The 25152-nt window shown below is 69.7% G+C and carries 22 protein-coding genes and 1 pseudogene; 8 read left to right on the plus strand and 15 right to left on the minus strand.

What is annotated here, in order from left to right; translation table 11 throughout:
• Positions 1 to 11 precede the first annotated feature (11 nt).
• From FMP39_RS00785 to FMP39_RS00805, 5 genes are all read right to left on the minus strand, one after another.
• Positions 12 to 335 carry an FKBP-type peptidyl-prolyl cis-trans isomerase gene (locus FMP39_RS00785; protein ID WP_011556774.1) on the minus strand — a complete coding sequence of 108 codons (324 nt, stop codon included), beginning with the start codon at positions 333 to 335 and terminating at the stop codon, positions 12 to 14.
• A 150-nt stretch (positions 336 to 485) separates the two neighbouring features.
• Positions 486 to 1697: a hypothetical protein gene (locus FMP39_RS00790; RefSeq protein WP_141588125.1), complete on the minus strand. Its 1212-nt coding sequence runs from the start codon at positions 1695 to 1697 to the stop codon at positions 486 to 488.
• Positions 1698 to 1787: 90 nt separating this feature from the next.
• Positions 1788 to 3680, minus strand: coding sequence for an NAD(+) synthase (gene nadE / locus FMP39_RS00795; protein ID WP_141588126.1), 1893 nt, complete (start codon positions 3678 to 3680; stop codon positions 1788 to 1790).
• Positions 3681 to 3758: 78 nt separating this feature from the next.
• Positions 3759 to 4415, minus strand: a complete 657-nt coding sequence (locus FMP39_RS00800; protein ID WP_141588127.1) for an LON peptidase substrate-binding domain-containing protein — start codon at positions 4413 to 4415, stop codon at positions 3759 to 3761.
• A gap of 46 nt (positions 4416 to 4461) precedes the next feature.
• On the minus strand, positions 4462 to 5073 hold the full coding sequence (locus FMP39_RS00805; protein ID WP_141588128.1) for a hypothetical protein: 612 nt from the start codon (positions 5071 to 5073) through the stop codon (positions 4462 to 4464).
• A gap of 52 nt (positions 5074 to 5125) precedes the next feature.
• Here FMP39_RS00805 and FMP39_RS00810 point away from each other — a divergent pair, with 52 nt between their 5' ends.
• A complete protein-coding gene (locus tag FMP39_RS00810) occupies positions 5126 to 6115 on the plus strand; it encodes an alpha/beta hydrolase family protein (RefSeq protein WP_141588129.1) in 990 nt (329 codons plus the stop codon).
• Positions 6116 to 6145: 30 nt separating this feature from the next.
• Here FMP39_RS00810 and FMP39_RS00815 read toward each other — a convergent pair whose 3' ends face one another.
• Positions 6146 to 8674: an MASE1 domain-containing protein gene (locus FMP39_RS00815; RefSeq protein ID WP_141588130.1), complete on the minus strand. Its 2529-nt coding sequence runs from the start codon at positions 8672 to 8674 to the stop codon at positions 6146 to 6148.
• Positions 8675 to 8805: 131 nt separating this feature from the next.
• Between FMP39_RS00815 and FMP39_RS00820 the strand changes: the two genes are divergently transcribed.
• Positions 8806 to 9027 carry a hypothetical protein gene (locus FMP39_RS00820; protein ID WP_026114050.1) on the plus strand — a complete coding sequence of 74 codons (222 nt, stop codon included), beginning with the start codon at positions 8806 to 8808 and terminating at the stop codon, positions 9025 to 9027.
• 57 nt (positions 9028 to 9084) lie between these two features.
• On the opposite strand, the gene FMP39_RS00825 is transcribed toward FMP39_RS00820, so the two are convergent.
• The 6 genes from FMP39_RS00825 to FMP39_RS00850 all read right to left on the minus strand — a co-directional run bounded on the left by FMP39_RS00825 (position 9085) and on the right by FMP39_RS00850 (position 14272).
• Positions 9085 to 10206, minus strand: coding sequence for a HupE/UreJ family protein (locus FMP39_RS00825; RefSeq protein WP_141588131.1), 1122 nt, complete (start codon positions 10204 to 10206; stop codon positions 9085 to 9087).
• Complete coding sequence (locus FMP39_RS00830) at positions 10203 to 11390, minus strand: lipopolysaccharide assembly protein LapB (RefSeq protein ID WP_228557532.1); 1188 nt, start codon at positions 11388 to 11390, stop codon at positions 10203 to 10205. Before FMP39_RS00830 ends, FMP39_RS00825 begins: the two co-directional genes overlap by 4 nt.
• A gap of 177 nt (positions 11391 to 11567) precedes the next feature.
• Positions 11568 to 12227: an HAD family hydrolase gene (locus tag FMP39_RS00835; RefSeq protein ID WP_141588133.1), complete on the minus strand. Its 660-nt coding sequence runs from the start codon at positions 12225 to 12227 to the stop codon at positions 11568 to 11570.
• 86 nt (positions 12228 to 12313) lie between these two features.
• The gene (locus FMP39_RS00840) at positions 12314 to 12898 is read right to left on the minus strand and encodes a biopolymer transporter ExbD (RefSeq protein WP_090487714.1); all 585 of its coding nucleotides are present in this window, start codon (positions 12896 to 12898) and stop codon (positions 12314 to 12316) included.
• A 25-nt stretch (positions 12899 to 12923) separates the two neighbouring features.
• Complete coding sequence (locus FMP39_RS00845) at positions 12924 to 13412, minus strand: biopolymer transporter ExbD (protein ID WP_141253243.1); 489 nt, start codon at positions 13410 to 13412, stop codon at positions 12924 to 12926.
• 122 nt (positions 13413 to 13534) lie between these two features.
• Positions 13535 to 14272 carry a MotA/TolQ/ExbB proton channel family protein gene (locus tag FMP39_RS00850; RefSeq protein ID WP_011556787.1) on the minus strand — a complete coding sequence of 246 codons (738 nt, stop codon included), beginning with the start codon at positions 14270 to 14272 and terminating at the stop codon, positions 13535 to 13537.
• A gap of 325 nt (positions 14273 to 14597) precedes the next feature.
• Between FMP39_RS00850 and FMP39_RS00855 the strand changes: the two genes are divergently transcribed.
• Positions 14598 to 15488, plus strand: a complete 891-nt coding sequence (locus FMP39_RS00855; RefSeq protein WP_141588134.1) for a general secretion pathway protein GspE — start codon at positions 14598 to 14600, stop codon at positions 15486 to 15488.
• Positions 15489 to 15829: 341 nt separating this feature from the next.
• A pseudogene (locus FMP39_RS00860) lies at positions 15830 to 16789 on the plus strand (bifunctional methionine sulfoxide reductase B/A protein); the annotation flags it as partial.
• A gap of 8 nt (positions 16790 to 16797) precedes the next feature.
• Here the strand turns inward: FMP39_RS00860 and FMP39_RS00865 are convergent.
• The 3 genes from FMP39_RS00865 to FMP39_RS00875 are packed head-to-tail and all read right to left on the minus strand — an operon-like array spanning position 16798 to position 22399.
• On the minus strand, positions 16798 to 18714 hold the full coding sequence (locus FMP39_RS00865; RefSeq protein ID WP_228557534.1) for a GAF domain-containing sensor histidine kinase: 1917 nt from the start codon (positions 18712 to 18714) through the stop codon (positions 16798 to 16800).
• A complete protein-coding gene (locus tag FMP39_RS00870) occupies positions 18704 to 20686 on the minus strand; it encodes a PAS domain S-box protein (RefSeq protein ID WP_228557535.1) in 1983 nt (660 codons plus the stop codon). Before FMP39_RS00870 ends, FMP39_RS00865 begins: the two co-directional genes overlap by 11 nt.
• Positions 20687 to 20740: 54 nt before the next feature.
• Positions 20741 to 22399, minus strand: coding sequence for a nitrous oxide reductase family maturation protein NosD (locus tag FMP39_RS00875; RefSeq protein WP_228557536.1), 1659 nt, complete (start codon positions 22397 to 22399; stop codon positions 20741 to 20743).
• Between the two features lie 401 nt (positions 22400 to 22800).
• Between FMP39_RS00875 and queD the strand changes: the two genes are divergently transcribed.
• From queD to FMP39_RS00895, 4 genes are all read left to right on the plus strand, one after another.
• Entirely contained in the window at positions 22801 to 23163 is a 363-nt protein-coding gene (gene queD / locus FMP39_RS00880; protein WP_141588137.1) for a 6-carboxytetrahydropterin synthase QueD, read from the plus strand.
• Between the two features lie 42 nt (positions 23164 to 23205).
• A complete protein-coding gene (ydfG, locus tag FMP39_RS00885) occupies positions 23206 to 23955 on the plus strand; it encodes a bifunctional NADP-dependent 3-hydroxy acid dehydrogenase/3-hydroxypropionate dehydrogenase YdfG (protein WP_141588138.1) in 750 nt (249 codons plus the stop codon).
• A gap of 138 nt (positions 23956 to 24093) precedes the next feature.
• Positions 24094 to 24657 (plus strand): Uma2 family endonuclease, encoded by a 564-nt coding sequence (locus FMP39_RS00890; protein ID WP_141588139.1) that lies wholly within the window; start codon positions 24094 to 24096, stop codon positions 24655 to 24657.
• A gap of 50 nt (positions 24658 to 24707) precedes the next feature.
• Positions 24708 to 25151: a hypothetical protein gene (locus FMP39_RS00895; protein ID WP_141588140.1), complete on the plus strand. Its 444-nt coding sequence runs from the start codon at positions 24708 to 24710 to the stop codon at positions 25149 to 25151.
• Position 25152: the final 1 nt, after the last annotated feature.

Here is a 25152-nt window from a genome sequence, read left to right on the forward strand (position 1 = left end):
GGTCCTCGCTTTCAACGAACGTCCAGGAGCTCCACCTCGAACAGCAGGGTGGAGTTGGGGGGAATAACGGGCGGGAACCCTCGCGCGCCATATCCCATCTCCGGCGGGATGGTGAGCTTGCGCACGCCGCCTACCTTCATGCCGGCCACGCCCTTGTCCCAACCCTCGATGACCTGCCCGGCGCCCAGGCGGAACGTGAAGCCCTGGCCCCGGTCCCGGCTGCTATCGAACTTGGAGCCGCTGGTCAGCGTCCCCACGTAGTGCACGGTAACGGACTTGCCGGCCGTTGCCTCCGTGCCGGTGCCCACCTTCACGTCTTCCACATTCAAACCCATCCAACGCTCCTCTGACCGCGTGAAAGGACGGCACCTTAGCGCGACCTCGGCGCCCATGCCCCCTTGGAAAACACAGCGGCGCGGGCCCGTTCGCTACCGGGCACCGCGCCACCGATTCCTGCTCAAACCACCTGGGGCTTCATCTCCGCGTCAGAAGGTACCGCCGACGCTGACCGTGCCCTGGTAGCTGCCGCCTCCCTGGAAGTCATCGCCGCCGCGATCGATGCCCGGGGCGAAGTCCTTGTCGAAGAGGAAGTTGTAGTTGGCGCGCGCGTCCACGACGAAGTGGCCGACGTGGCCTCGCAGACCCAAGCCCGCGGGCACGTTGCCCACGGTGTCGTCGTGGTACCCCAGGGACTCACCGCCCCGGAAGTTGTAGTCGTTGATGCCGATGCCGCCCAGCAGGTACGGCTGCCACGCCGTGGGGGTGATGCCCAGCGTCAGGACGGCCTGACCACCGTTACGCACGAGGTCCGGCCCGCTCGCGCCCGTCTCCCCGCGGCGGATGTTGTTCAGCGCGCCCGTGTAGCCCAGCTCGAGGCCCAGCACCTTGGACGGCTTGATGGACGCGCGAACGCCCGCGGTGGCACCGGGGCTGAGCTGCGGAGCCAGCGCGCCGGTGTAACCCTCCACACCACCGCCCAGCATCACGGAGAGGCCTTTGATTTTGTTCTTGTCCTCGCGCTTCTCCGCCTTCATCGGCTCGGCGCGCTCGGCCGACGGCTGGAAGTTGGAGGGAGGCGGCGTCGTGGCGATGCCGCTACCGCCCGTGGCGCCCTCCGGGGGCGGGTACGCGGACTCCGGCTCCGGGTAGACAGGCTTCGAGGAAGGCTGCCCGCTGCCGCCCGTGCCCAACGGCGGCGCCGGCGGCACCATGAGCTGCTCGCTGTCATGCGTGCCCTGGGGCGCGGCGGGAGGCGGCGTCATGGACTCCTGGCCGCTGCCGCCCGTGCCCTGCTGGCCCACCGGCTCGCAGCGGACGGGCACGTTCATGTAGACCTCGCCCTGCGCGCTCGAGGGCTGCTGGCCGCTGCCGCCGATGCCCATGCCGTCCTGCGACTGCTGACCGGAGACGCCGGGAACGGGCTCCGTCTCCAGGATGAGGGTGTCGTCCTCCTGCAGCAGGTCATCACCGCCCAGGCCTTCCTGCTGTGCCTGGGCCACCATCGCGTCCTGCTGGCCCTGGCTGGTGCTGGCCTGCGGTGGCGGGCAGTCGCCGTCATTGGCAACAGCAACGCCTCCGTACATGAGCGCCGCAACGGCGCCCGCCAGAATCTTCGCTTTCATCCATGCCTCCATCGTCGAGTGGCAGACATGAAGGTTGTTTCCCGCGCGACGTCCGGCAAGGCGCGGAGACGGCACTCACCCCCGGGGGTAATTGCCAGGGGGGCAGGCCACCGGGCGTGGAGGACTGCCCACACCTGCGCGATGCGGGCAGCGGATGGCAGCGTGCTACCCCTGCCGCATCCACTCCGTGCCGGTGACGACGGGCAGTTGCAACGCGCGCTCCCGGTCCAGGTCCAGGTTGCCGATGTGGAGCGACAGCGGTGACTGCACCCACTTGTAGATGGACTGCTGGAAGAGGCGGACGAACTTCTCCACGTAGCCGCTCAGCCGGGATGCCGGCACCTCCGGGAACATGGCGGTGAGCGCCTGGAGGATTTCAGCGGGCGTCAGCTTCTCACTGCCGTACAGGTAGAAGCAGGCGTCGAGGATGGGGAAGGGCATCAACTCCTCTTCGCCCACCTGGTCATGCGCCAGCTCCGGCCCCGCGGGCTTGGCGAGCACCTTGCGGATGCCCTCATAGCCCGTGGTGTCCTGGAGGTAGTCGAGCAGGTACATCACCACCGTCTTCGGGACGTTGGCGATGACGGCCAGCGCGCCCATGAGGTCCCCCCCGATGGTGGTGTAGCCCACGGACTTCTCGCTCATGTTGCCCGTCTGCAGGAAGAGTCCGCCGCAGGAGTTGCTCCAGTTCCACATGCGCTGGGCGCGCAGGCGGGCCTGGATGTTCTGCTCGGTAATCGGCGTGACGTCCTTGCCGCCCAGCATCGTCTTCGCGACTTCGCGCTCGCGCTCGAAGGCCTCGTCGATGGACACCACCTGGAAGGCCACGCCCAGCTCGCGCGCAATCGTCTCCGCCGCGTCGCGCGTGGCATCGCTGGAGTAACGGCTGGGCATGTAGAACGCCTGGATGAGCGAACCGGGGTTCTCCGGCCGCGCGCGCTTCGCGTAGCGGTGCGCGATGAGCAGCGTCAGCAGCGAGTCCCGTCCACCCGACAGCGCGATGCCCAGCACCTTGAAGGCGCGCGTCTTCTCGAAGTAGTCGCCCACGCCCAGGGAGAGCGCGTCCAGGATGTCCTCGCACAGCGCATCCCGCGCGGTGCGGCGCGTGTCCGGAGACGGCAGGAAGAAGCTGCGGTGGGGGGGCACCGGGAACGTCAGCGCGTCGCGCTTCGTGTGCACCACCTGGGTGCAGTCCAGCACCGGCACCGCCTGGCCGCCTTGCGCCAGCCATGACTCGCGGTCCACGCGCCAGGTGGTGGCCTCGGCGCGCAGGCGCAGGGTGCGGTCCAGGTCCACCACCGCCGCCGCGTAGCCTTCCTGGAAGCGCGGCGTCTCCATGACGTGGCGGCCGTTCTGGTTGAGGAAGCCGCCGCCGTCGAAGATGAGGCCGTCGTTGCTGCCCACCGCGTTGCAGTAGGCAATGGTGCACTGGTGGTCCGCCGCGCGGGTGGCGATGAGCTCGCGCCGCGTCTCCACGAAGCCCAGCCGGAAGGGCGACGCGGACAGGTTCACCACCAGCTCCGCGCCGGAGTACGTGCGCCGCCGCATGGGGCCGTCCGCGCTCCAGATGTCCTCGCACACCTCCGGGGCCACCACGCCGAAGTCGAAGTGGAACAGGTAGTCCCCCAGCGGCACCCCCCGGTGGACCTCCGCCATGCCCGGCTGACCGCGGCCGAAGGTGCGCGCCTCGTAGAAGACGCTGTAGGTGGGCAGCTTCTCCTTGGGGACCAGGCCCAGGATGCGGCCACCGGCCACCACCGCCGCGCAGTTGAGGCGCAGGCCCTGGTGCGCCACGCCCACGCCCACCACGAAGACGGTGGGCAGGGACGCCGTCTCACGCGCGAAGCGCTCCAGCTCCGGCCACTGGCGGTCCATGAAGCCCTGCCACTGCACCATGTCCTCGGCCGGGTAGCCGGCGATGAGCTGCTCCTGGAAGAGGCCCAGCGTGACGCCCTCCGCCGCCATCTTCCCCGCCAACGCCAGCGCCTTGTCCGTGTTCCGGGTGAAGGACCCCACGGTGGTGTTCACACTGGCAAGCCCGAGCTTCACGAGCCGCATGGTTGCTCCCGTCCCTTTCGATGACGCGTCCGGCGCGCAGCAATGCGCGGCCCGCCGGACAAGGCAAGCGCAACCCGCTCAGTTCAAGGGGCCGGTGGGCCGCAGGGGCTGGAGCCTGCCGATGAGCGCCCCCACGTCCTCCAGCACGCCTTCCAGGCGCTTGCGCACGTCCAGCTCCGCCAGCAGTTCCTGCCGCCGCTCCGGCTCCGGGATGACGGCGGAGGCCACCACGTCCGCGAGCATGCCGCCCTGGGCCCGCGCGGCCACCGGCAGCAGGTTCTCCGCGAAGGACGGCGGGACGCGGCCGGCCAGCTCGAAGACGGCCTGCCGCAGCTGCTCCTCCTCGGGGCCCTCGTAGGGCACGTCCGGCAGCACCTCCGCGAGCACCTCCCGGTAGGCCTTTTCCGTCGTCAGCTCGGACGTCATGCGGATGCGGCTCACGCCCTGGAGGAGGATGTTGTAGCGCCCCTCCTCCACCTGTTCGTCCCAGACGATGACGCCCGCGCACATCATGGGCAGCATGGGCGGACGGCCCCCATAGTTGCCTTCCCAACCGGGCTCGAGCTGGGACAACGCCAGGACGCGGTCTCCCGCGAGCGCGTCCTGGACGAGGGCCCGGTAGCGCGGCTCGAAGATGTGCAGCGGAATGACGGTGTGCGGGAACAGCACCGCCGACGGGAGGGGGAAGACCTTCAGCGCGCTGGCGGCACGCTCGATGCGTTCTTGAGCGGTCATGGGGGGCACCTTGCAGTGATAAGCCCGGTTCCCCCCGGCCGCATTCCTAACGGGCCCGGGAATGATACGCCCGGTCCCACCGCAAATGGGGCACGTGCGCTTCCAACCATTGGAGCGCCACGTGCGAGGCCTCGTTCTCCACGGCCCCCTGACGGATGGATGCGGCGGACAAGGCGAGGACATGCCCCGCCCCCGCGATGTCCTCCGCGTGACAGCCCTGCGCGCGCAGCCGCCAGGCCAGACTCCAAAGCGGCGGCGTGGTGCCGTGGCGCCAGAAGTGCAACTCCAGGTCGCACCGCAGCGCTTCCGCCTCACTCCGGGCACGCGCGGCGGAAGAAGCGAGGGACACCTCCAGGCCGTCCTCTTCGACCTGGAGCGCGTGCTGGACCGCGTGCGTGCACGCGACCACCTGACGCCACAAGTCCCACCCGGCCCGGGGCACGCCCACCTCGAAAGGCAGGTGGAGACAATGCCCTGGGGCCACGCCCGCGCGCGGGAAGAACCGCGCGGGGCTCGCGTGGCCGCACACCGCGTCCGTGGGGAAGCACCGCTGCATGTGCCGCCAGAACACCTGGACTTCCTCGGGCTGGATGTCCCCCTGACGGAACCAGGCTCCCACCCGGGGCAACGACTGGAACAATCCCCTGAATGAATCCATTGATTCAATCATTTGATTAAACAGGTCGCGGCGTCAAGGGCGGGGGCATAGGATGGCGCGGGTGCTGCGAACCCATCCGGTGGACGTCCTCTTCGCGGGCCTGTCCCGCCGCGCCCGGCTCTTCTCCCAGGGCTGGGGTGATGAGCAGTTCCTCGAAGAGGTCGCGGCGGCCGCGCCGTTCCAGCAGCGGCCTCCGCCCATCACACCCGAGTGGAGCGCGCCCCGGCTCCAGCGCGGTCTCCAGGTCCGGGATGGCACCTTTCCGTCTCCCCTGGCCCGGCTCGACGCGGCAGCGCGCACGGCCCATGTCCGGTGGCTGAGCGCGGGGCAAGGGCCCTCACGCGGCGCCTGCGTCGTGCTCGCTGCGTCCCGTGAGGAGGGCTTCTCCCTGCGAGAGCGCATGTACGCGCCGCTCGCGCGGGAAGGCATCGACCTGTTCCTGCTGGAGAACCCCTATTACGGCCTGCGCCGTCCCGTGGGACAGAAGGGCGGCGCGCTGCGCACCGTCAGCGACCACGTCTTGATGAACCTGGGCATGGTCGACGAGGCCCGCGCGCTGCTCGCGTGGCTGCGGAGTGAGGGCCATGCGCGCCTGGGCGTGGCGGGCTACAGCATGGGTGGCTACATGGCGGCGCTGACGGCGGCCGTCGTCCCGGAGCCGCTCGCCGTGGCGGCGCTCGCGGCTGGCGCGTCTCCCGTCCCCGTCTTCACGCAGGGGCTGCTGTCCTGGTCCATTGCCTTTGCATTGCTGGATGGCCCCCGGCGCGACGCGGAGCAGGCCCGGCGGCGGCTGGGACGGATTTTCGACCTGGCGAACCTCACGCGCTTCCCGCCTCCGCGGCAGCCCGAAGCAGCCGTCCTGGTGGCCTGCCGACGTGACGGGTTCGTGCCCGGTGAGGAAACGCTCGCGCTGCACGCGCACTGGCCCCGAAGCGAGCTGCGCTGGGTGGACGCCGGGCACGTCACCGCCCTCTTCACCGAGCGGGCCGCGCTGTGCGCCGCCATCCGGGACGCGCTATCGCGGGTGGATGCCACGACGTGAGCACGACGCGGCCCGGAGCGCGCGCATGCCTCAGTGCCGCACGCCGCTCACGGCCGCCACGGGCGACGCCTCATCCACGCGCGGTTCCGGCCCCATTGCGTCCGCTGCCGTCAGGGCCGTGGCCACCGTGGCCATGAGCAGGTCCGGCCGAACGGGCTTCTCCAAGACGCGGGTGGGCACGGTGTCGATGAACGCGCGGGACTCCGGCGTATAGGCACCGCCGGAGATGAACACCACCCGCGCGGCCTGGTCCGGCGCGTGGGCGCACAGGTGCTGGTAGACGGCGGCGCCGTCCGTCTCCGGCATCTGCAAGTCACACAGGATGACGTCGAAGCGGTGGCCCGCGTCCACCAGCGCCAGCGCCTCGCTGCCCCGCGTGGTGGTGACGACGTCGTGGAACGGCTCCAGCAGCAGCCGCATGGACTGCGCGAGGCGCGGCTCATCATCCACCACCAGCACCCGGCCCCGCCGGGCCGCGGAGGGCTGAGGCAGACTGACGCGGGGCAACGGCCGCGGCGGCGTGGGTGCCTGCACGCGCGCGGGCGGCAACAGCACACTGAAGACGGAGCCCCGGCCCGGCTCGCTGCGGACCTCCAGCTCGCCCCCGTGCGCGCGAACAATCTGCTGGCAGATGGCGAGCCCCAGCCCCGTGCCCTCGCCGCTGGACTTGGTGGTGTAGAAGGCCTCGAAGATGCGCGGCAGCACGTGCGCGGGAATCCCCGCGCCGCTGTCCACCACGTCCACGCGGGCCTGGCCGGAGGCATCCGTGCTGGTGCGCACGCGCACCTCGTTCATGGACGGGTTGCCCTCCGGGATGGCCTGCATCGCGTTCACCAACAGGTTGAGCAGCACCTGTCCCAAGCGCGCCTCGCTCCCCGACACGCGCGGCACCGGACCGAACTCCTCCACCAACCGGGCGCGGTGGCGCAGCGCGTGGCTGATGATGCGCACCGCGGGCGGCACCAGCGCGTTGAGGTCCACCAGCCCCGGGTCCTGGTTCCCCTGGCGGCTGAACACCTGGAGGTCCCGGACGATGAGGCGGATGCGCTCGGCGCCTTCCAACGCGCCCCGCACGTTGGTCATCGCGTCGCGCATGCCCGACATGCCGCCCTGGCTCAATCCGCGCTCGGCGGCCTCCAGGTTCAGCACCAGGTAGGCCAGGGGGTTGTTGATTTCGTGCCCCACCCCGGCCGCGAGCGTCCCCACCGCGGCCACGCGTTCGGCCGCCACCAGGCGGGCCTGGAGCTCCTTGGTCGCGGAGATGTCGCGGTGGGTGGCCACGAAGTGGGTGATGTCCTCGCCCGTGGCGCGCACCGGGGACAGCAGCACCTCGCTCCACACGAGGTCGCCCTGCTTGTGCGCCAGCTTCACCTCCGCGAACACCGGCTCGCCCGCGAGCAGTGACTGCCGCGTGCGCTGACGGAACTCCGGCTCCTCCGCGCCGTAGAGCGAGCACGGGTCCTGGCCCACCAGCTCCTCCAGCCGGTATCCCAGGAGCGAGCACAGCGCCTGGTTGGCGAACACGGTGCGCAGCGTGCCTCCCGCGCGGACCTCCGCGATGAGGACGCCTTCGTGCACGCTCCGCACGGAGGTGCCCAGCAGTTGGAGCTGGCCGATGGCGCGCTGACGCTCGGTGCTCGCCGCCGCCAGCAGCAGCCCGGTGACGGCGTTGGCGGCGATGAAGAGCTGCAACACCAACAAGTCTTGCGTCAGGTCATCCGTGGCGAAGGGCCCCTGCCCCCGCGCGGTGCCCACGATGGAAGCGGCGGCGATGCACAGCGTGGCCGCCGCCGCGCCCCGAGGACCAAAGCGAAGCGCGGCCCAGGCGGACATGGGGAAGAGGAGGAAGGCGGCCGCGTGCGCCGCGCTGTGCGGCAGGTCCGGCACGAAGAAGATGGCGCCGCCCAGCACCGTGGTGAGCCCCGCGAGCACCACCGCCTCGCCGCCTCGCCGCGGCCAGGACCACCGCTTGAACAACATTAACGGCGGCGCCACCACGAGCACGCCCATCAAGTCCCCCACCCACCACACCCGCAGGCCCGCGGCCAGGGACGTCGCGGGAAGCCGCCCGCCCAGCACGAGGCTCGCCACGCCCACCCATGCGCTCACGCCCAGGCACAGCGCGCCCGCTCCCGCGCACAGCGCGACGACATCGCGGATCCGCTCCAGCCTCTTGTCGAAACCCACCCACCGCAGAAGGCCCACGCCGAGCACGGCCGCCAGCGTGCTGCCCACGCCCACGCCGAGCGAGGCCACGACAGGCGCATCCCCCAGGACCGAAATGACCGACGCGCCCACGAAGACGCCGGGCCAGCGTGACACCCCCAGCACGAGCAGCGCCGCCAGGGCCACCCCCGCCGGAGCCCAGGCCGGGCTGATGTTGCCCACGATGGCCACCTGCAGCCCCAGGGCCCCCGCGAGGAGGTACACGACGACCAGGCCCAGCATCTCCAGCAGATGCCGGCCTTGGACTCCACGTACACTGGCTTGGAGCAGCCCGAAGATGACCCTTCCCCCCGACACCCGCCCGCCGACCCGGCGGGTATCCATGAAGGCCATGCTAGCCGGGGCACCGCCGGCATTGCACCTGCCCCCCGGTTGACTGGAAGGCAACCGTCCAGGAGCCGATAGGCGCAGTGCAATGGCTTCGGAACTCGCCCGTAGGGGAAGACAAGGAGGCCACCCGAACCATGTCGCGTCCCGCAATCGCAGCCCTGCTGTCTTTTCTCATCCCTGGCGTGGGGCAGATCTACAACGGGGACCTGCTCCGGGGCCTGTTCTGGCTCATCATCACCCCAGGCTTCTGGATTGGCACGGGTGGGTGCCTGGGCTGGGTGTGCCACATCGTCGCCGCTGTCACCGCCCACAACCGGGCGGAGGACAAGGACAAGTACAGAGTCACAGTCGTCTGACGCGGCCATGCGGCCCTACTGCTGACACGCGGGCGGAGCACACGGCGCGCCCGCGTGTCAGGTAACCGACACGCCCAGGCCCAGGGCGCGCTCCGCCAACCAGACGCACGCCAGCAGCGCGATGGCCACCGAGCCGCCCACGACGACCGCGCGGCGGTAGAGCGGCGCCTCGCGCAAGACGAAAGCCAGGGGCAGCAACGCGGCCACGAAGGCCACCTGTCCCAGCTCCACGCCCAGGTTGAAGCCCAGCAGCGCCAGCGCGAGGCTTCCCGCGGACAGCCCCATTCCCGCCAGCACCGATGCGAAGCCGAAGCCGTGCAGCAGTCCCAGCACGAAGGCCACCGTCCAGCGAGTCCCCCACCCCAACGGGCGGACGTTGTCGAGCGCCGCCACCAGGATGCCCAACGCGATGGCGACCGACACGAAGCGCGGCGGCAGAGATGCCCAGCCCAGCGTGGCGGCGACCAACGTCAGCGCGTGCGCCACGGTGAAGGCGGACACCACCTTCACCACGTCCCACAGCGCCGCGCCGAAATCCGAGACGGCCACCCACCGCCCGTCCGCGTCACGGCGAAGGACCGAGGGCAGCAGCAGCGCGAAGAGGAAGAGCAGGTGGTCGGCCCGAGTCACGACGTGCAGCGCCCCCTCCACCGTCATGCGCTCCGCGGTGCGCCAGGGAGACTCGTCCCGCAGACGCACCCGCGCGAAGTGCTGAGACGCGGAGAAGATGAGCGGCTCGCGCGCGCCCACGCGCACGATGCCCCGGTGAAGCGGGTCGCGGTCGAACAGCAGCGTGTAGTCCACGTCCAGCCGCGTGGCGGAGCCGGTACAGCGCGCGTCGAAGTCCAGCACCGCATAGGCCCCGTCCGAGTGCTGCCTGATGTGCAGCCCGCGCTGGGAAACGAGCGCACAGGGCGCACCTTCCGCCCCGAGCACCAGCCGGCCGAGCACATAGTTCCGGATGTCGGCCTCGCGCGCCAGCACCTCGCCCCAGGTGATGGCGCCGTCTCCGCCCGCGTCCAACCCGAGGACGTCATCCAGGTCCTGGAGCGACACGTCCCACCGGCCGGAGATGCCTTGGCCGTCCGCCTCGATGATTTGCAGGTAGCTGTCGCTCGGCTTTTGCGCCAGGGCGGACAGGGAGGCCAGCAGGAGCGACAGCAGGGCAACGCGGCTCATGGCAGCAGACTCCGCACGCGCTCGGCCAGGAAGACGAGCCCCGGGTCCTCGCAGCCCGAAGCTTGAAGGAAGTCCAGCGCGGGCCGGGCCGCCTCCGGTCTGCCCGCGGCCAGCGCGGCTTCGATCAACAGCCGCACGTCCCATGGCTCACGCTGTGATGCCCACACGGCCTGCGCCAGCCGGAGCGCCTTCTCCGGCGCCTTCTCCACCTGGAGCGCGAAGCGGGCCTCCTCGCGCGCGAGGAGACTGTCCCCCCGCAGGCGGCTCTCCTCGAACCGGCGGGACAAGGCTTGGGTGACTTCAGACGCGCGAGACGACCCGAGCGCGTTCTCCGCCAACGCGTGGCGCAGGAGCAGCCGGTCGTCCTGCGTGTGGTCCATCACCACGACGGCTGCCTCCCGCGCGCGGCCCGCGTCCAGCAGCAGGTCCGCGTAGGCCGCGCGTGCGGCGTAGTCCTTCGAATCCAGCGAGAGCGCCCGGAGGAAGTAACGCTCCGCCAGACCGACATCCCCCGCCAGCGCGGCGGCCTCCGCCAGCGTGGCCAGTGCGCGCGTGCGTGACTCCTGACTGCGCTCGCTGCGCCGCAGCGCCTCCGACAGGAGCGCGTGCGCCTTGCGCGAATGCCCCGCGAGGCTTCGTACCCGGGCCTCGCACACCGCGACCGTCAACGAAGAGGTCAACGCGGTGAGCCTCGCGCAGCTGCGGGCCGCCTCGGCATGCTCGCCCCGAATCCCCAGCACCTCCGCGCGCAGCAACCACGCGTCGACGTTGCCGGGGTCCTCCTTCACCACCGCGTCCAGGTCCTCCAAGGCCGCCGGAAAGTCGCGCCGCGCGTGGTGGAAGGTGGCGCGTACCAGCCGCACGCCCGGCGGCGGCGTGGCCAGGTCCCACCACGGACGCAGCGCCGCCTGCGCGCGCCCCAGGTAGCGAGGCTCTCCCAACACGCGGCTCGCCTCGATTTCCAACCGCGCCAGGCGCAGCGCCATGTCCAACTGTCCGGCGTGCCCGGCCAGGGCCTTGCGAAGCGCGGCACGCTCGCGGGCGCGCGCATCCACACCGACGGCCGGCACGCGCGCCAGGACCTCCGCGGCGTCCCGGGGAATGAAGGGCTCGCGCTCCCCGAAGGAAGGCGAGCGCCCACAACCGAGTACCCACGCCGTGGCCAGGACCACGGCGCGTCTCACGGCGGAAGGGCGGCGGCACATCGGAGCTCGCATGGGCTCCGCACTGTACGCAGCCGTTTTTCGAATGGCGGCCGCCTGGGGACATGGGTCGCCGGAGCAACACACCGCTCAGGGTCCCCGCCCTCTACTCAACAGCGAAGCGGGACTGGGGTGCGCCCGCGTGGGACTTCCTCCTGTTCAAGGCCTGGCATCCCGCAGCGCCACCAGCAACTCCGCCGCGGTGGCGGCCACCGCGCGCGCGCCGTGGGCCTTCAGCTCGTCCACCTCGCGGAAGCCCCAGGCCACGCCCACGCCGTACATCCCCGCCGCGCGTGCCGTGTCCATGTCGATGGACGTGTCCCCCACGAAGGCGCAGGCCGCGGGCGGCACGTCCAGCTCCGAGGCCAGCGCCAGCGCCGCCGTCGGGTCCGGCTTGCGCGGCAGCTCCGGCCGCTCACCGTACACGGCGGCGAAGGAGGCTTGCGGCAGCAGGCGCGCGACCAGGCGCTTCACGAAGTCGTCTGACTTGTTGCTGAGCACCGCCAGCTTCGTGCCCTGCGCGGCCAGCGCGGTCAGCATCTCCGGGATGCCCGGGTAGTGCGCGGTGCGGTCGAAGAGGTGGCCGTCGTAGTAGGCCTTGTAGGTGGCCAGCACCGGCTCGATGAGCGCGTCCTGCCCGGAAGGCACCGCCCGGCGAATCAACTCCCGGACACCGCTGCCCACGAAGCGCAGGTACGCGGACTCCGGATGGGTGGGCAGACCGTGGTGGGCCAGCGCGTGGTTCGTCGCATCGGCGATGTCCCCCAGCGAGTCCACCAGGGTTCCATCGAGGTCGAAGATGACGGCACGAAGCAGCATGAAGACGCGTCCTTCTTCAAAAACGAAAACGCCCTGGCCACGAGGACCAGGGCGTCGCGGGGCCCCAAGGCCCAATCACCTGGAAGCTACGGAGTGGCCTTGGTGCTGGCGGCCTTCACCGCCTCGGCATCGCCCGCCGTAATCACCGCGAAGTTGATGTTGTTGTAGCCCGCCGTGGCGCAGCTGAACATCACCCGCTTGATGATGGAGTACTCCACGTCCTTGTGGGCCTGGATGTTGATGTCGCCCTTGAAGGTGTTGGCCGTGTCCTGCGCCATGGAGTGGAGGTCCTCGTACTGCTTCTTCATGTCGCGGAGCTTCTCCTCCAGCGACGGGATGTTGAGGTACTCGTCCTTGGTGAAGTCCTCCACGCGGCCAATGATGGTGCCGGAGACGCTGATCTGGTCACCGGAGACCATCACCACCGGGTGCATCTCCACTTCCTTGACGTTGACCGCCTCGGGAAGCTCGATGTCCTTGGTCATCATCAGCACCTCACCCGTCGCGGAGAAGTTCGCGATGAGGAAGAGCACGATGATGATGAACATGTCGACCAGCGGGGTGATGAGGAGGTCGGAGTAACCGCTCTTCTTCGCGGTCCCGCCGTGCCCGAACACCTTGGAGTGCTGGAGCCGCTTGCCGTATCGCTTGCCTGGAACCTGAATGGCCATGACGTGTCGTGAGCTCCTTGGTCGGCTAGCCCATCGCCGCGGACACCGACACCTGGGGCAGCCCAGCGCCGATGCACTCGTCAATGATGCGGACCAGGTCCTCGTAGCGGACCTTGTCTTCAGGTTGCAGGGTGATGGCGGACTGGTCTGGCAGCTGCGCCTTCAGTTCCTTGAAGCGCGCCACCAGCTTGGACAGGTCCGTCTTGCCCTTCGCATCCTTGGTGAGGGGAATCGGATCGAAGGCGCTCTGGTCCGCGGTCAGCCGCAGCTCCGTGGGCGTGATGAGCAGGTTGAGCTGGACCGTCTTGGTCTGCTCCTCCTGCTGCTGCTCCTCCTCCGTGGAGGGGCCACCTGCCTGCGAAACCTGGAGCCGGCCAATCTGGGTCCAGACCGCCGTCAGGATGAGGAAGCTGATGGTCACCGCCATCAGGTCGATGAATGCCGTGAGGTTGATAGAGGTGTCGAGCGACTTCTTGCCGCCTTTGCCTCCACCTGTGTCCATTCCGCCGGCCATGGCGTTCTTCTCCTTCGGCCGCGCTCAGTGAGCGTCGGTGAGACTGATGGGAGCGCGCCGCGCGTCCCCACATCCGTGGGGACAGGACAGCGCGCCCGGACTCCGGGTTCCCGAAGGACTGCCTACTCCTCGTCGCGAGCCGCCGTGGGGACGTTCAGGTTCTTGAACTTGTCCTTGTTGGCCACGATGAGGTTGAGGACGGAGACGCTGGTCTCGTTGATGTCGTTGATGAGGCTCTGCGTGCGGCCCGTCAGCACGGAGAAGGAGATCAGCGCCGGGATGGCCGTGAGCAGACCGAAGCCGGTGCAGTTCATGGCTTCAGAAATACCGATGGCGAGAATCGCCGCCTTGTCAGCCGGGTTCACGTTGGCCACGGCCTCGAAGCAGGCGATGAGACCGGACACCGTTCCGAGCAGACCGGCGAGCATCGCCGCGTTGCCGAGCATGGCGAGGTAACCGGTGCGGGCCTCGATCTTCGGCGTCTCGCGGAGGCTGGCCTCGTCGAGCGCGGCCTGGACCTCGTCGTTGCCCTTCGGAACGTTCATCAGACCAGCCTTGATGACGTTCGTCAGCGGCGTGGACTTCTGGCCGGCCACGTAGTTGATGGCCTTGTCCAGGTCACCCGCGTAGATGTGCTTCTTCAGGCCACGCAGGAAGGCCTCCTTGTTGATGGAGGCCTTGCCGAAAAGAATGATGCTTCGCTCGACCATGATGGCGAGTGCCACGATGAGGCAGGCGGCGATGGGGTACATACCCCACTGGCCGGCCTCCCAGCGCATGGCGATTTCTTCGAAGAAGCCCCGCTGAGGGCCGCCGACATTCGCCAGCACGGTCAGGTTCGTCACAGACGCCAGGTCCATCGAGTGTTGCCTCCACAGGCAGCTTGGCCCGCTCTAGCGGACCTTCCAGACCTGACGTCCCCCCGAGCGGACGGTCCACCCGGTTGGGCGGCAGGAATGGATGTTGAAAACGGTGTGCCGACTTTAGGAATGGGCGTGTGGGGTGTCAAGGTAGGGGCAGCGCCGTTAAGTGCTGAAATCTCACAGGAATTTTGCGCTGAGCCCCCTCTTGCCAGGCCGTCCTCCAGGCAGCAGCGCGGGCATTTTCGGGGGTATTCCCAAGTGCCTCCAGATGTGACACCGCGCTTGCTTCCTGGGTTTCGTCGCGCGTGTTAAGGCCGGATTCATGGCGAGGAAGCGCATTGGCGAGCTCCTGTTGGAGCAGCGGGCGATCAGCGTCGCCCAGCTCGAGGCGGGGCTCGCGGCTCACCGGAAATCAGGACAGCGGCTGGGGGCCACCCTCATCGCGCAAGGTGCCATCACGGAGGCCACGCTCGCGGACGCGCTGAGCCAGGCCCTGGGGCTGCCGCGCGTGGACCTCGCGGCCACCACGCCGGAGTGGGCGGCGGTGCACATGCTGCGCGCGCGCTTCTGCGAACAGCACGACTTGTTCCCCGTCGCACTGGAGAGCACGGGCGGGCGCAAACAGCTCGTGGTGGCGATGAGTGATCCGCTCAACGTGACGGCGGTGGAGGAGATTGAGTTCACCACCGGCCTCAAGGTCAGCCCGCGCGTGGCGCCGCTGTCCACCGTGCGCGGCGCCATCCTCCGCTACTACCACAAGGTGCCGGTGGCCTCGCCCTCCGCCATCCGCCCCGCGCCCGCGAGGCCCACCGCGAAGCCGGTGCAGGCCGCGCCGCCGGTGACACGCCCCACGGCGCCGCCGTCCGAAGAGGATGACGACGAGGAGGTCATCATCGGCGAGGAGCTGCCGCCCGGCGAGGCGACGCAGCGCACGTCCCTGGCGGAGCTGATTCGCGCCCGCGAGGAGCAGAGCAAGCAGAAGCGCGGACAGGGCGGCGCCGCGAAGCCCAAGGCCGCCGTGGCGAACGCGGGCGGCGTGCTGGACGATTTGGACTACCTCTTCGGACAAGCACGAGAAGACCCGGATCGCGTCGAGGAGCTGGAGCGGAAGTTCTGGGCGCTGATGCGCATCATGGCGCGCAAGGGCCTGCTCACGAACGAGGAGTTCACCCGCGAGCTGGACGACGAGGACAAGGCCAGCGGCGAGTCGTGACGATGCGCCGGAGCCGGAAGGAATCGGCTCGTGGCGGCTCGTGTGGCCCGGGGCATCTGCGCGGGGCGCCCGCCTGCATGCCCGGCTGGCCGAGGCCCGATGTCACCGCCTCGGAAACCACCTGGGGGCCTCGCGCGTACACACAGAAGCACCCGCGCTCGCGGGAACTTCCGGAGACCGCGTCCATGCCCACCGCCTCCACCTCCTCGTCCCTGGCCCGGCGGCTCATGCCCCTGGCCCTTGCCGCGCTCGCCGTGCTGTCCGCGTGCACCGAGGCCCGCGGAGCCGCGCCCACCGCGCCAGGCCCCACCATCCAGGACACCCGCCACTACGAGAAGCCCTCGGACGCCGACTTGCGGCGCACCTTGTCCCCGCTGGCCTACGAGGTGACGCAGAAGGGAGCCACGGAGCCCGCCTTCCGCAATCCCCTGTGGAATCACCACGAAGAGGGCCTCTACGTCGACGTGGTGAGCGGCGAGCCCCTCTTCTCCTCGCGCGACAAGTTCGACTCCGGCACTGGCTGGCCCAGCTTCACTCGCCCGGTGGACAGCGCTCGCGTCGTCGAGAAGCGGGACAGCACGCAGGGCATGGAGCGCGTGGAGGTGCGCTCGAAGGCCGCGGGCTCACACCTGGGCCACCTCTTCGGGGACGGCCCCGCGCCCGCGAAGACGCGCTACTGCATCAACTCCGCGGCCCTGCGCTTCGTCGCGGTGAAGGACCTGGCGAAGGAGGGTTATGGGGCCTGGCTGCCACTCTTCGGCCGCCCCGCTCCGGCCGCCGCCACGAAGCGCCAGGACACCTCCCCCTTCACGGAGACGGCGCTGCTGGCGGGCGGATGCTTCTGGGGCATGGAGGATTTGCTGCGCAAGATTCCCGGCGTCGTCCAGACGGAGGTGGGCTACACGGGCGGCTCCAGCGCCTTCCGAAATCCCACGTATCACGACGTGAGCTCGGGCAAGACGGGGCACGCCGAAGCCGTGCGCGTCGTGTTCGACCCCACCCGGCTGACGTACGAGACGCTGCTGGAGCAGTGGTTCTTCCGCATGCACGACCCGACGACGCTCAACCGTCAGGGCAATGACGTGGGCACGCAGTATCGCTCCGCCATCTTCTACCTGTCCGACGCCCAGAAGCGCGTCGCCGAGCAAGTGAAGGCGCGGGTGGATGCCTCCAAGAAGTGGCCCCGGCCCGTCGTCACGCAGATTGTGCCCGCGGGCGCCTTCACCCCCGCCGAGGACTACCACCAGGACTACCTGGTGAAGAACCCGGGCGGCTACACCTGCCACTACATGCGGGACTGAGCGCGGGCTCAGCCCTGCTGGAGCGGCAGGCGCACGATGAAGGTGGTCCCCTCGCCCAGGGTGCTCTCCACCGTCAGCCGGCCACCGTGGTTCTCCACGATGCCCTGGCAGATGGAGAGCCCCAAGCCGGTGCCCCGCCCTTCCGGCTTGGTGGTGAAGAAGGGCTCGAAGATGCGCTGCAGGTGCTTGGGCTCGATGCCCGTGCCCGTGTCGCGCACCTTCACCACCGCGTCCTGCCCGTCACGGCCCGTCGCCAGGATGACGGAGCCTCCCGGCGGCATCGCGTGGCACGCGTTGGTGATGAGGTTGACGAACACCTGCACCAGGTTGGCGCGCACGGCGGACAGGGGCGGCAGCTCGATGTACTCGCGCTGGATGCTGACGCGCGCCTGGGCCACGACGTGCTCGCAGAAGCCCACCGCCATGTCCACGATGGCGTTGAGTTGCACCCGCTCCGGCCGGTCCTGCGCCGGGCGCGCGTAGCTGACCAGGTCTCGCGTGAAGCGGAGGATGCGGTGGCTGCTCTCCAGGATTTTGCGCAGCTTCTCCTGGTCCGCCGGGTTGGCCCCCGGCGTCATCCGCGAGCGCTGGAGCAGCGCGTCCGCGTACGTGGCCACCGCCGTCATCGGGTTGTTGATTTCGTGCACCACGCTGGCGGCGAGCTGACCGATGGAGGCCAGCTTCTCCGCGTGGATGATGCGCTTCTCCAGCTCCTTCACCACCGTGATGTCCTGACCGATGGCGATGACGCCCTCCACCTCCCCGTGCTGGGAGAGCTTGGAGGAGGTCGCAAAGGAGACGCGCACCTCCGCGCCGCTGCTCGTCAGCAGCCGCGTCTCGAAGCTGTTCACCGGCTCGCCGCGAATCGCCGCGGCGATGAGCTGGTTGAGCCGCAGGTGCTCGCTCTCCGGGATGAGCCAGAAGAAGTCCCGGCCCAGCACCTCTTCCTTGCCAAAGCCGGTGAGCGCGCTCAGCGCCTGGTTGAAGACGACGACCTGCTTGTCCCGGTTCGCCACCAGGATGAGGGCATTGGCCTTCTCCAGCAGGTCCTCCAGGTACTTGCGGACGAACGTCAGCTCATCGATGAGCTTCGCGTTCTTCACCGCCACCGCCACCTGGTTGGCGAGCTGGAGCAGTACGCGCTCGTCATGCGGCACGTCGGAGACGAAGTCCGCCGGGTACTCCATGTTGATGGCGCCGAAGAGTTGCCCGCTGGCCACCAGCGGCGCGCTCACGCCATGGGTGCTGTCCTGGAACAGCAGCGGGACTTCGCCCAGCACCGCCACGCGGTCCACGGGCAGGGACGCGCGGTCCAGGCTCGTCTTCTCCACCGCGCGCTCCATCAGCACCAGCGGCTCGTGTGCGCCTTCCTTCAGCCGCCCCTCCGCGTAGAGCGACGTGAGGCCGCCCGTCCGCGAGTCGGTGATGCGGATGCAGAACGAACGCCCGGGGAACAGCTCCTTCACGCCACGAGCCACCGCGGCGACCAGTTCCTCCTCGCCGCCGGCCTCGGCCACGCTGCGGCCCAGGTCCAACAGCACGCCTTCGGTGCGCGCCTGCTCCAGAAGGGCCCGCTCCGCCACCACCAGCCGGTTGCGAGACAGCTCCGGCTCGTTGCGCGCGCGGACGGCCACCACGTCGCCCCGGCGGGACAGCGTCAGCACCACGCCGGGCAGGTCGGGCAAGAGCTCCACGTCGCAGCTGGCGCCATCCGCCGGCACGCTGGCGCCGGACAGGGTGCGCGCAACTTCCTCCACGGACACGTGCTGGTCGGCGCAGAAGCGGCGGAAGGCGTCGTTGACGGCGACCAGGCGCAGGGCCGGGTCACACATGGCCGCGGGGGCGTCGAGCGCCTCGAACAGGGCCTGGAAGGACTCGGGGGCAGGGCCGCCGGCGATGCGCACGGCGCGGGTCTCAGTCTTCATGGGAGGTGGCCTTGTCCAGGTCGAGAATCTGTTGCGCCCCCATGTAGGACTTCGTTTCGTAGCGGGTAATCTTGCCAATCTTCCGGACGATTTCCGCCATGCGCTCCGCCTCGCGGTAGATGATGTCCACCGGCTTCCAGGCGAAGTCGTCTTCCTTCAGCTTCCGCTTCAGCAGCTCGGCGTAGCCCATCACCGAGGTGAGCGGCTGGTTCAGCTCGTGCGCGGCGGTGCCAGCGAGCGCGACGATGACCGCGCTCTTCTCGCTCTCCTCCAGCCGCGTCTCCACGTCGGACAGCTTGCGCTCCAGCTGCATGCGCGCGCGCATGTCCGTGAAGATGCCCACGCTGAACACCTCACGGCCCCCTTCGTAGACGATGGAGGCCGTCATGTTCACCGGCACCCGCTCACCGGAGCGGTGCACCAGCTCCTCCCGGATGAGGGACAGCCGGCCCTTGCCGCCGTGCTCGGGCGCCCGAATCATGGCCATCACCCGCTTCGCCACGCCCGGCGGATAGAGCTGGTGCACGGAGAGGCCGCCGCCCAGGGCCTCCTGCGCGGTGTAGCCGCACAGCGCCTCCGCGCCCTTGTTGAAGAGGATGATGCGCCCCTTCAAGTCCGCCGCGATGATGGCGTCCACCGACGAGTCGATGAGCCGCTCCAGGAAGTCCTTCGTCTGGAGCAGTTCGTCCTCCAGCCTTCGCGCGTCCGTGACGTCGCGGAAGGAGAGGATGGTGGCCGCCTCCTCGTCGCGCAGCGGCGCCGCGGACATGGACAGCGTCAGGCGGCGCCCCGTGCGGGTGCACACCTGCACGTCCGCGCCGGAGCGGGCCTCGCCGCGCGCGGCGGTGGTCACCAGCTCCATCAGCACGTTCTCATCCACCGGCTGAGTCACCTGGTGCAGGTGGCGGCCCCGCGCGTCCGGCGCATCCACGTCCAGCATGGCCGCGCCGGACGGATTCAGCGACAGCACGCAGGCCTTGTCGTCGAGGATGGCCACGCCTTCACTGACGTGCGCGAAGAAGAGCTGGTACGGCTTGAACGAGGCCGCCTGCTCCTCCGCGGCCAGGCGGGCCGTCTTCTCCGCCTCCGTCTGCCCGCGCACGGACTGGAGCACGGACGCGTTGCGCAGGGCCACCGCGGTGGCGTGCGCCACGGTGGTGAGGAAGTCGATTTCCCGCGGCGTGAAGGTGCGCCGCCGTCCCGCCGCGCGCAGCAGCAGCACGCCGCGCACCTGCCCGCGGATTGGCAGCGGCAGCGCGGCGATGGCGTGGATGCCCCGGGCGGCCACCGCGCGCCGCTCCACGTCCCCCAGCAGCGGGTGGGTGGAGGCCTCCTGCATCACCACCGGCTTGCCCGTTCGCATCACCTCGCGAATCTCGGGGTAGCGCGACAGGTCGATGCGCAGGTCCTTGAGCGTGGGGTCGTCGCTGGCGGCGACGATGATGCCCTCATCCGCGCTGCGCCCCAGCATCACCAGCGTGGCGCGCGCGATGTCCAGCTTCTCCGCCAGCCGCCGGGTGACGCCGTGCAGCAGCGCCTCCACGTCGGACGTCTCCGCGTAGTCCGCCGTCAGCTCCAGCAGGAGCGCCAGGTCCTCCTGGCTGCGCGCCTGTTCCTCGCGCTCTACATGGCGCTCGGCGGCGCACTGGAGCCGCCAGGCCAGCTCGTGCATGGCCACCGGCACGGTGAGGACGTCCGCCGGCTTGAGGGACTGCGCCTCGGCGAAGGGGCTTTCGCCCGGTGCCACCAGCACCACCAACGTGAGGTGGGCGGCGAGGGCGGCGTCCATCAGGGCCTGCCCCGCGGCGAGCCCTCCCGGCGCGGTGAGGTCCACCAGCGCCAGGGAGGCCTCTTCGAGACCGCCCACCACCCGTAGACCCGCACGCGCGGCGGCCGCGGCCAGCAGCTCCCGCGCGGGTGAGTCCGAGGGCACCAGGGAGATGCCTGATACGAATTCCAGCGAGGACGGCACGTGGAGAGTGGGGTCCAGGGCAGAAGGGGCCCCCACTCTACACGCCCTGAGGGCTCAGGGGCAGTCCGACTCGAAAGCGCCCTGGTCCGGGCCTGGCCCGCACCAGGTCAACCCCAGCGACAGCCCCGCGTTGAGGGCGGGGGAACCCGACCCCAGGCGGAAATCCCCGGTGTCGATGTTGACGAAGCCAGGGGCCTTCTCCTGGGAGCGGCCGTCCAGCCCGCTCTGCGAGCGCCACTGCGAGAAGCCCATGTCCACGCCGTTCAGCCGGAAGAGGGCCGAGCCCGAGTTGCGGAAGTAGAGGTTGGCGTCCACCACCGCCCCCGAGCGCCCGGGGCCGCCGCGCACCGCCACCCCACAGCCGGAGAAGACGTTGTTGCGCACATCCAGGCTGGCGCTGGCCCCGGTGTCGCCATGGCCGAAGGTGAGGCACGGCCCGGGCATGTTCCAGACGGTGTTGTGATGAACCTTCACGTTCGACGTCGTGTCCACGCGGATGCCGCTGCCCTCCTCACCGGCGCCCAGGCCGTCCCGCACCAGGTTTCGGCGGATGACGATGTTGGTGGGCGGCGAGCCCTGGCGCACCCCGCCGATACTGATGGCGCGGCCGTTGTTGTAGAAGACGTTGTCCTCCAGGGTGACGTCCTTCGCGGACAGGTGCACCACCACGCCCTCGCCGCGCGAAGTGGATGACGTCTTGTGGCCCCAGATGATGTTGCCGCGCAGCGTGACGCGGGTGCACGTCTTCACGTCGACGCCATTCTCCCGGTTCTCGTGCAGCTCGTTGTCCTCCACCAGGAGGTTGTCGAAGGGCGTGCCGGAGATGGTGGCGCCGCCCTCCGGACCGATGCACTGCACCGCGTCCCCGGAGTTGTGGTGGATGTCGTTGCCACGCACCACCACGTTGCGCGCCGTCGTCTGGACGATGACGCCGTGGCTGTCATCTCCGTTGCGGTTGAAGTGGGAGATGGTGTTGCCCTCGATGAGGACATCACTGGCCTTCTCACACACGTTGACGCCCGCGCCCGCGGTGCCGTTCTTCAGCGTGGAGCCGCGCAGCACGCCGTGGTGGGACCCCACGCCGCGGAACAGCACCGCGAAGGAGGCAGTGCCCGCCGCGTCGATGGTGAGCCCCTCGATGCTCCAGTACGCACCGCGCACGTCCACCATGGCGGAGCCGCTGCCGGACGGCTTCAGCACCGGCTTCGCGCCCGGCGCGGCCCGCAGCGTGAGCAGGTTGGACGCCGAGCCACCCTTCTCCTCCAACTTGAGGCGCTCGGCGTAGGTGCCCGTCTTCAGGTAGATGGCCTCGCCCGGCCGCACCAACGCCAGCGCGCGCGTCACCGTTCGCAGCGGCGCCGCCTCCGTGGCGGAAGCACTGTCACTGCCGTTGGGCGCCACCCAGAGGATGCGCGAGTACTGGGGCTCAGGCGGAGGCTCCGGTTCTGGCTGGGGCTCGGGCTCGGGCTGAGGGGCCGGATCCGGGATGTCGACGATGACGGGCGGAGGCTCCGACGTTCCAGGGTTCGTCGTGTCGTCGTCATCGTTGGTGGGAGGCGTGCCAGGAACGGACGGGTTTCCCGTCGACGGCGTCTCGCTGGAGCCCGGAGGCGAGCCACCTTCCTGGGTGAGCTCCCCCTTCCCATTGCAGGCCAACAAGGACAGCAGGGCAGCGGAGCAGAGGGCCGTGGACCACGGCGAGCGGTTGCGCATCCTGGCGGACTCCTGGTGTGGGTCGCGGCGCGGGAGGCGCTCGCGAGGACGGCCGCCAATTCCGAGCCCCGCGCTGTTCATTCCCCCCGAGCGCGGCAACCCCTGCCTGCCGGGACGTAGAGGGAGGAGACAGGAAACGTGGTTTCGCGGGGTTGGGACGGATGCTCCGCATCACCGACAGGTGGGCCTTCGCGGGGAGCTGAAGTGTGATGTGTGCAATGCGCGCGGGAATATTCCCGGGGCTTTTTCACACAGAGCGAAGGACCGAGCCGGGCGTCCCCGGGCGCGTGGGCGCACAGCGGGGCGAGACACGCCGGTGTTTCAGGGAGGCAGGGCGTACCTTGACGCCAGGAGGAACGCGCGGGATATGAGCCGCCTTCCACCCGCTGTCAGGAGACGCCTTGGACATCTTCAAGGAATTCACCTTCGAAGCCGCGCACCGGCTTCCCAACGTGCCGCCCGGGCACAAGTGCAGCCGGCTTCACGGCCACAGCTACCGGGTGGAAATCCACGTGCGTGGCCCGGTGGGCTCGCAGTCCGGGTGGGTGATGGACTTCTCCGACATCAAGGAGGCCTTCGAGCCCCTGCGGCTGAAGTTGGACCACTACTACCTCAATGAGGTGGAAGGCCTGGAGAACCCCACCAGCGAGAACCTGTCGCGGTGGATCTGGAAGCGCCTGCGTCCGAGCCTGCCCCTGCTCAGCCGGGTGGTGGTCCGCGAGACGTGCACCAGTGGCTGCATCTATCAAGGCGAAGACGACTGACAAGCCGGGCCCTCGCGGGGCTGGCTCCTCGAGGGGACTGCCATGAACGTTCTGATTACCGGGGCCACCGCGGGATTCGGCCTGGCCATTGCCCGCCGCTTCATCCAGGACGGCGCGCGCGTCATCGCCTCCGGGCGGCGCACCGAGCGGCTGGAGGCCCTGCGCGCGGAGCTGGGCGAGCGGGTACTCCCCCTGACGCTCGACATCACGGACCGTGAGGCCGTGGAGCGGGCCATCCGCTCGCTGCCGGCGGAGTTCGCCGAGGTGGACGTGCTGGTCAACAACGCGGGCCTGGCGCTGGGGTTGGATCTGGCGCAGTCGGCGCGCGTGGAGGACTGGGACACGATGGTGGACACCAACGTGAAGGGCCTCCTGTACTGCACGCACGCGGTGCTGCCCGGCATGGTGGCGCGCAACCGGGGCCACGTCGTCAACATGGGCTCGGTGGCGGCGGAGTGGCCCTACCCGGGCGGCAACGTGTACGGCGCCACCAAGGCCTTCGTGCACCAGTTCAGCCTCAACCTCCGCGCGGACCTGCACGGCACCGCCGTGCGCGTGACGGACATCGAGCCCGGCCTGGTGGGCGGCACGGAGTTCTCCAACGTCCGCTTCAAGGGCGACGACGCGCGCGCGGCGTCCGTCTACGCCAACACCCAGGCGCTGACGCCCGAGGACATCGCGGACGCGGTGCACTGGGTGGCCACGCGGCCCGCGCACGTGAACATCAACGTCATGTCCCTGATGCCGGTGTCACAGTCCTTCGGGCCCCTGCCGGTGAAGCGACAGGGCTGAGCCAGGAGGACCTTCGGGGTACCCTGCACCCCGGAGGATGTCAGAGGTATGGCGCATGCTCGACACATGAGCGAAGCCATCCACGAACGAGAAGCGGCGCGACTTGCGAGGCCCCAGGCATGGCCGCATCCTGGGGGCATGGGTGACAAGCCACCGCCGGAGCAGGTGTACGAGGCGTTGGAGCGCCTCCCCCCGCACGTCGTCGGGGAAATCATCGAGGGTGAGCTGCATGTCAGCCCCCGTCCGAGGATGCTTCACGGCAGGGCCGCCATCCGGCTCAGCCAGCAACTGGCGCCGTTCGACCTGGAGCTCGGAGCGGAAGGCCCGGGCGGCTGGGTCATCCTCCCGGAGCCTGAGCTCCACCTGGGCGGCAACGTGCTCGTGCCAGACCTCGCCGGGTGGCGGCGCGAACGCATGCCGGAGATTCCAGACGTGACGGGCGTGGAACTCGTCCCCGACTGGCTCTGCGAAGTCCTGTCTCCCTCCACCGAAGCCCTGGACCGTTCGAGGAAGATGACGCTCTACGCCCGCGAGGGTGTGAACCATCTGTGGTTCGTGGACCCGCGCATTCAGTTGCTCGAGGTCTATCGTCGGGAAGGCAACCACTGGCAGCGCCTGGGCGCGTACACCGGTAGCGCCCATGTCCATGCCGAGCCCTTCGAGGCACGCAAGTTGAATCTTGGTTCACTTTGGGAGCGATAGAGCCAGGCTGCGGCGTCCCCTGCGCCGCGCCTTGAGATAACCTGCCGGCCATGAGTCATCCGGAACGACCGCCGCCGTCCCTGGGGCTCCTCGCCCGCGGACTGAAGCTGCTGGGCCATCTCACCCACCCGGACACGCGCACTGGCAAGGTCTTCACCCGCGCCGAGGAGGGCCTCACCCGCGCGGCCGCCAAGGTCACCGAGAGCCCCGCGTACCTGCGCGTGAGCGGCTCCCTCATGCGCCAGGGCTTCAACGCCCGCATCCGCCGCAATGGCCTGGTGGAAGGCGCGCTGCGCACCCTGCGCCTGCCCACCACCTCCGAGGTGGAGAACCTGCGCGACCAGCTCCGCCGGATGAATGACCAGGTGGAGGCGCTCGGCACCCAGTTGGAACTGGTGGTGGACCTGCTCCACCATCAGGAAGGCGCGGAGCCCGAGCCTGAGTCCCCCGAGCCCACGCCCAAGGAGCGCGCGCCCTCCAAGCGCCGCCGCTGAC

Origin of the sequence: Myxococcus sp. AB056 (genome assembly GCF_006547365.1) — a bacterium.
Classification (GTDB): domain Bacteria; phylum Myxococcota; class Myxococcia; order Myxococcales; family Myxococcaceae; genus Myxococcus; species Myxococcus virescens.

Excerpts from the sequence above, each read along its gene's own strand:
- FMP39_RS00855 (WP_141588134.1), top strand. The coding sequence starts at position 14,598 with ATGGCGAGGAAGCGCATTGGCGAGCTCCTGTTGGAGCAGCGGGCGATC.
- FMP39_RS00815 (WP_141588130.1), bottom strand. The coding sequence starts at position 8,674 with ATGGCCTTCATGGATACCCGCCGGGTCGGCGGGCGGGTGTCGGGGGGA.
- FMP39_RS00820 (WP_026114050.1), top strand. The coding sequence starts at position 8,806 with ATGTCGCGTCCCGCAATCGCAGCCCTGCTGTCTTTTCTCATCCCTGGC.
- nadE (WP_141588126.1), bottom strand. The coding sequence starts at position 3,680 with ATGCGGCTCGTGAAGCTCGGGCTTGCCAGTGTGAACACCACCGTGGGG.
- FMP39_RS00890 (WP_141588139.1), top strand. The coding sequence starts at position 24,094 with ATGGGTGACAAGCCACCGCCGGAGCAGGTGTACGAGGCGTTGGAGCGC.
- ydfG (WP_141588138.1), top strand. The coding sequence starts at position 23,206 with ATGAACGTTCTGATTACCGGGGCCACCGCGGGATTCGGCCTGGCCATT.
- FMP39_RS00845 (WP_141253243.1), bottom strand. The coding sequence starts at position 13,412 with ATGGCCGGCGGAATGGACACAGGTGGAGGCAAAGGCGGCAAGAAGTCG.
- FMP39_RS00850 (WP_011556787.1), bottom strand. The coding sequence starts at position 14,272 with ATGGACCTGGCGTCTGTGACGAACCTGACCGTGCTGGCGAATGTCGGC.
- FMP39_RS00825 (WP_141588131.1), bottom strand. The coding sequence starts at position 10,206 with ATGAGCCGCGTTGCCCTGCTGTCGCTCCTGCTGGCCTCCCTGTCCGCC.
- FMP39_RS00835 (WP_141588133.1), bottom strand. The coding sequence starts at position 12,227 with ATGCTGCTTCGTGCCGTCATCTTCGACCTCGATGGAACCCTGGTGGAC.
- FMP39_RS00805 (WP_141588128.1), bottom strand. The coding sequence starts at position 5,073 with ATGGATTCATTCAGGGGATTGTTCCAGTCGTTGCCCCGGGTGGGAGCC.
- FMP39_RS00865 (WP_228557534.1), bottom strand. The coding sequence starts at position 18,714 with ATGAAGACTGAGACCCGCGCCGTGCGCATCGCCGGCGGCCCTGCCCCC.
- FMP39_RS00840 (WP_090487714.1), bottom strand. The coding sequence starts at position 12,898 with ATGGCCATTCAGGTTCCAGGCAAGCGATACGGCAAGCGGCTCCAGCAC.
- FMP39_RS00895 (WP_141588140.1), top strand. The coding sequence starts at position 24,708 with ATGAGTCATCCGGAACGACCGCCGCCGTCCCTGGGGCTCCTCGCCCGC.
- FMP39_RS00810 (WP_141588129.1), top strand. The coding sequence starts at position 5,126 with ATGGCGCGGGTGCTGCGAACCCATCCGGTGGACGTCCTCTTCGCGGGC.
- FMP39_RS00875 (WP_228557536.1), bottom strand. The coding sequence starts at position 22,399 with ATGCGCAACCGCTCGCCGTGGTCCACGGCCCTCTGCTCCGCTGCCCTG.
- FMP39_RS00800 (WP_141588127.1), bottom strand. The coding sequence starts at position 4,415 with ATGACCGCTCAAGAACGCATCGAGCGTGCCGCCAGCGCGCTGAAGGTC.
- FMP39_RS00785 (WP_011556774.1), bottom strand. The coding sequence starts at position 335 with ATGGGTTTGAATGTGGAAGACGTGAAGGTGGGCACCGGCACGGAGGCA.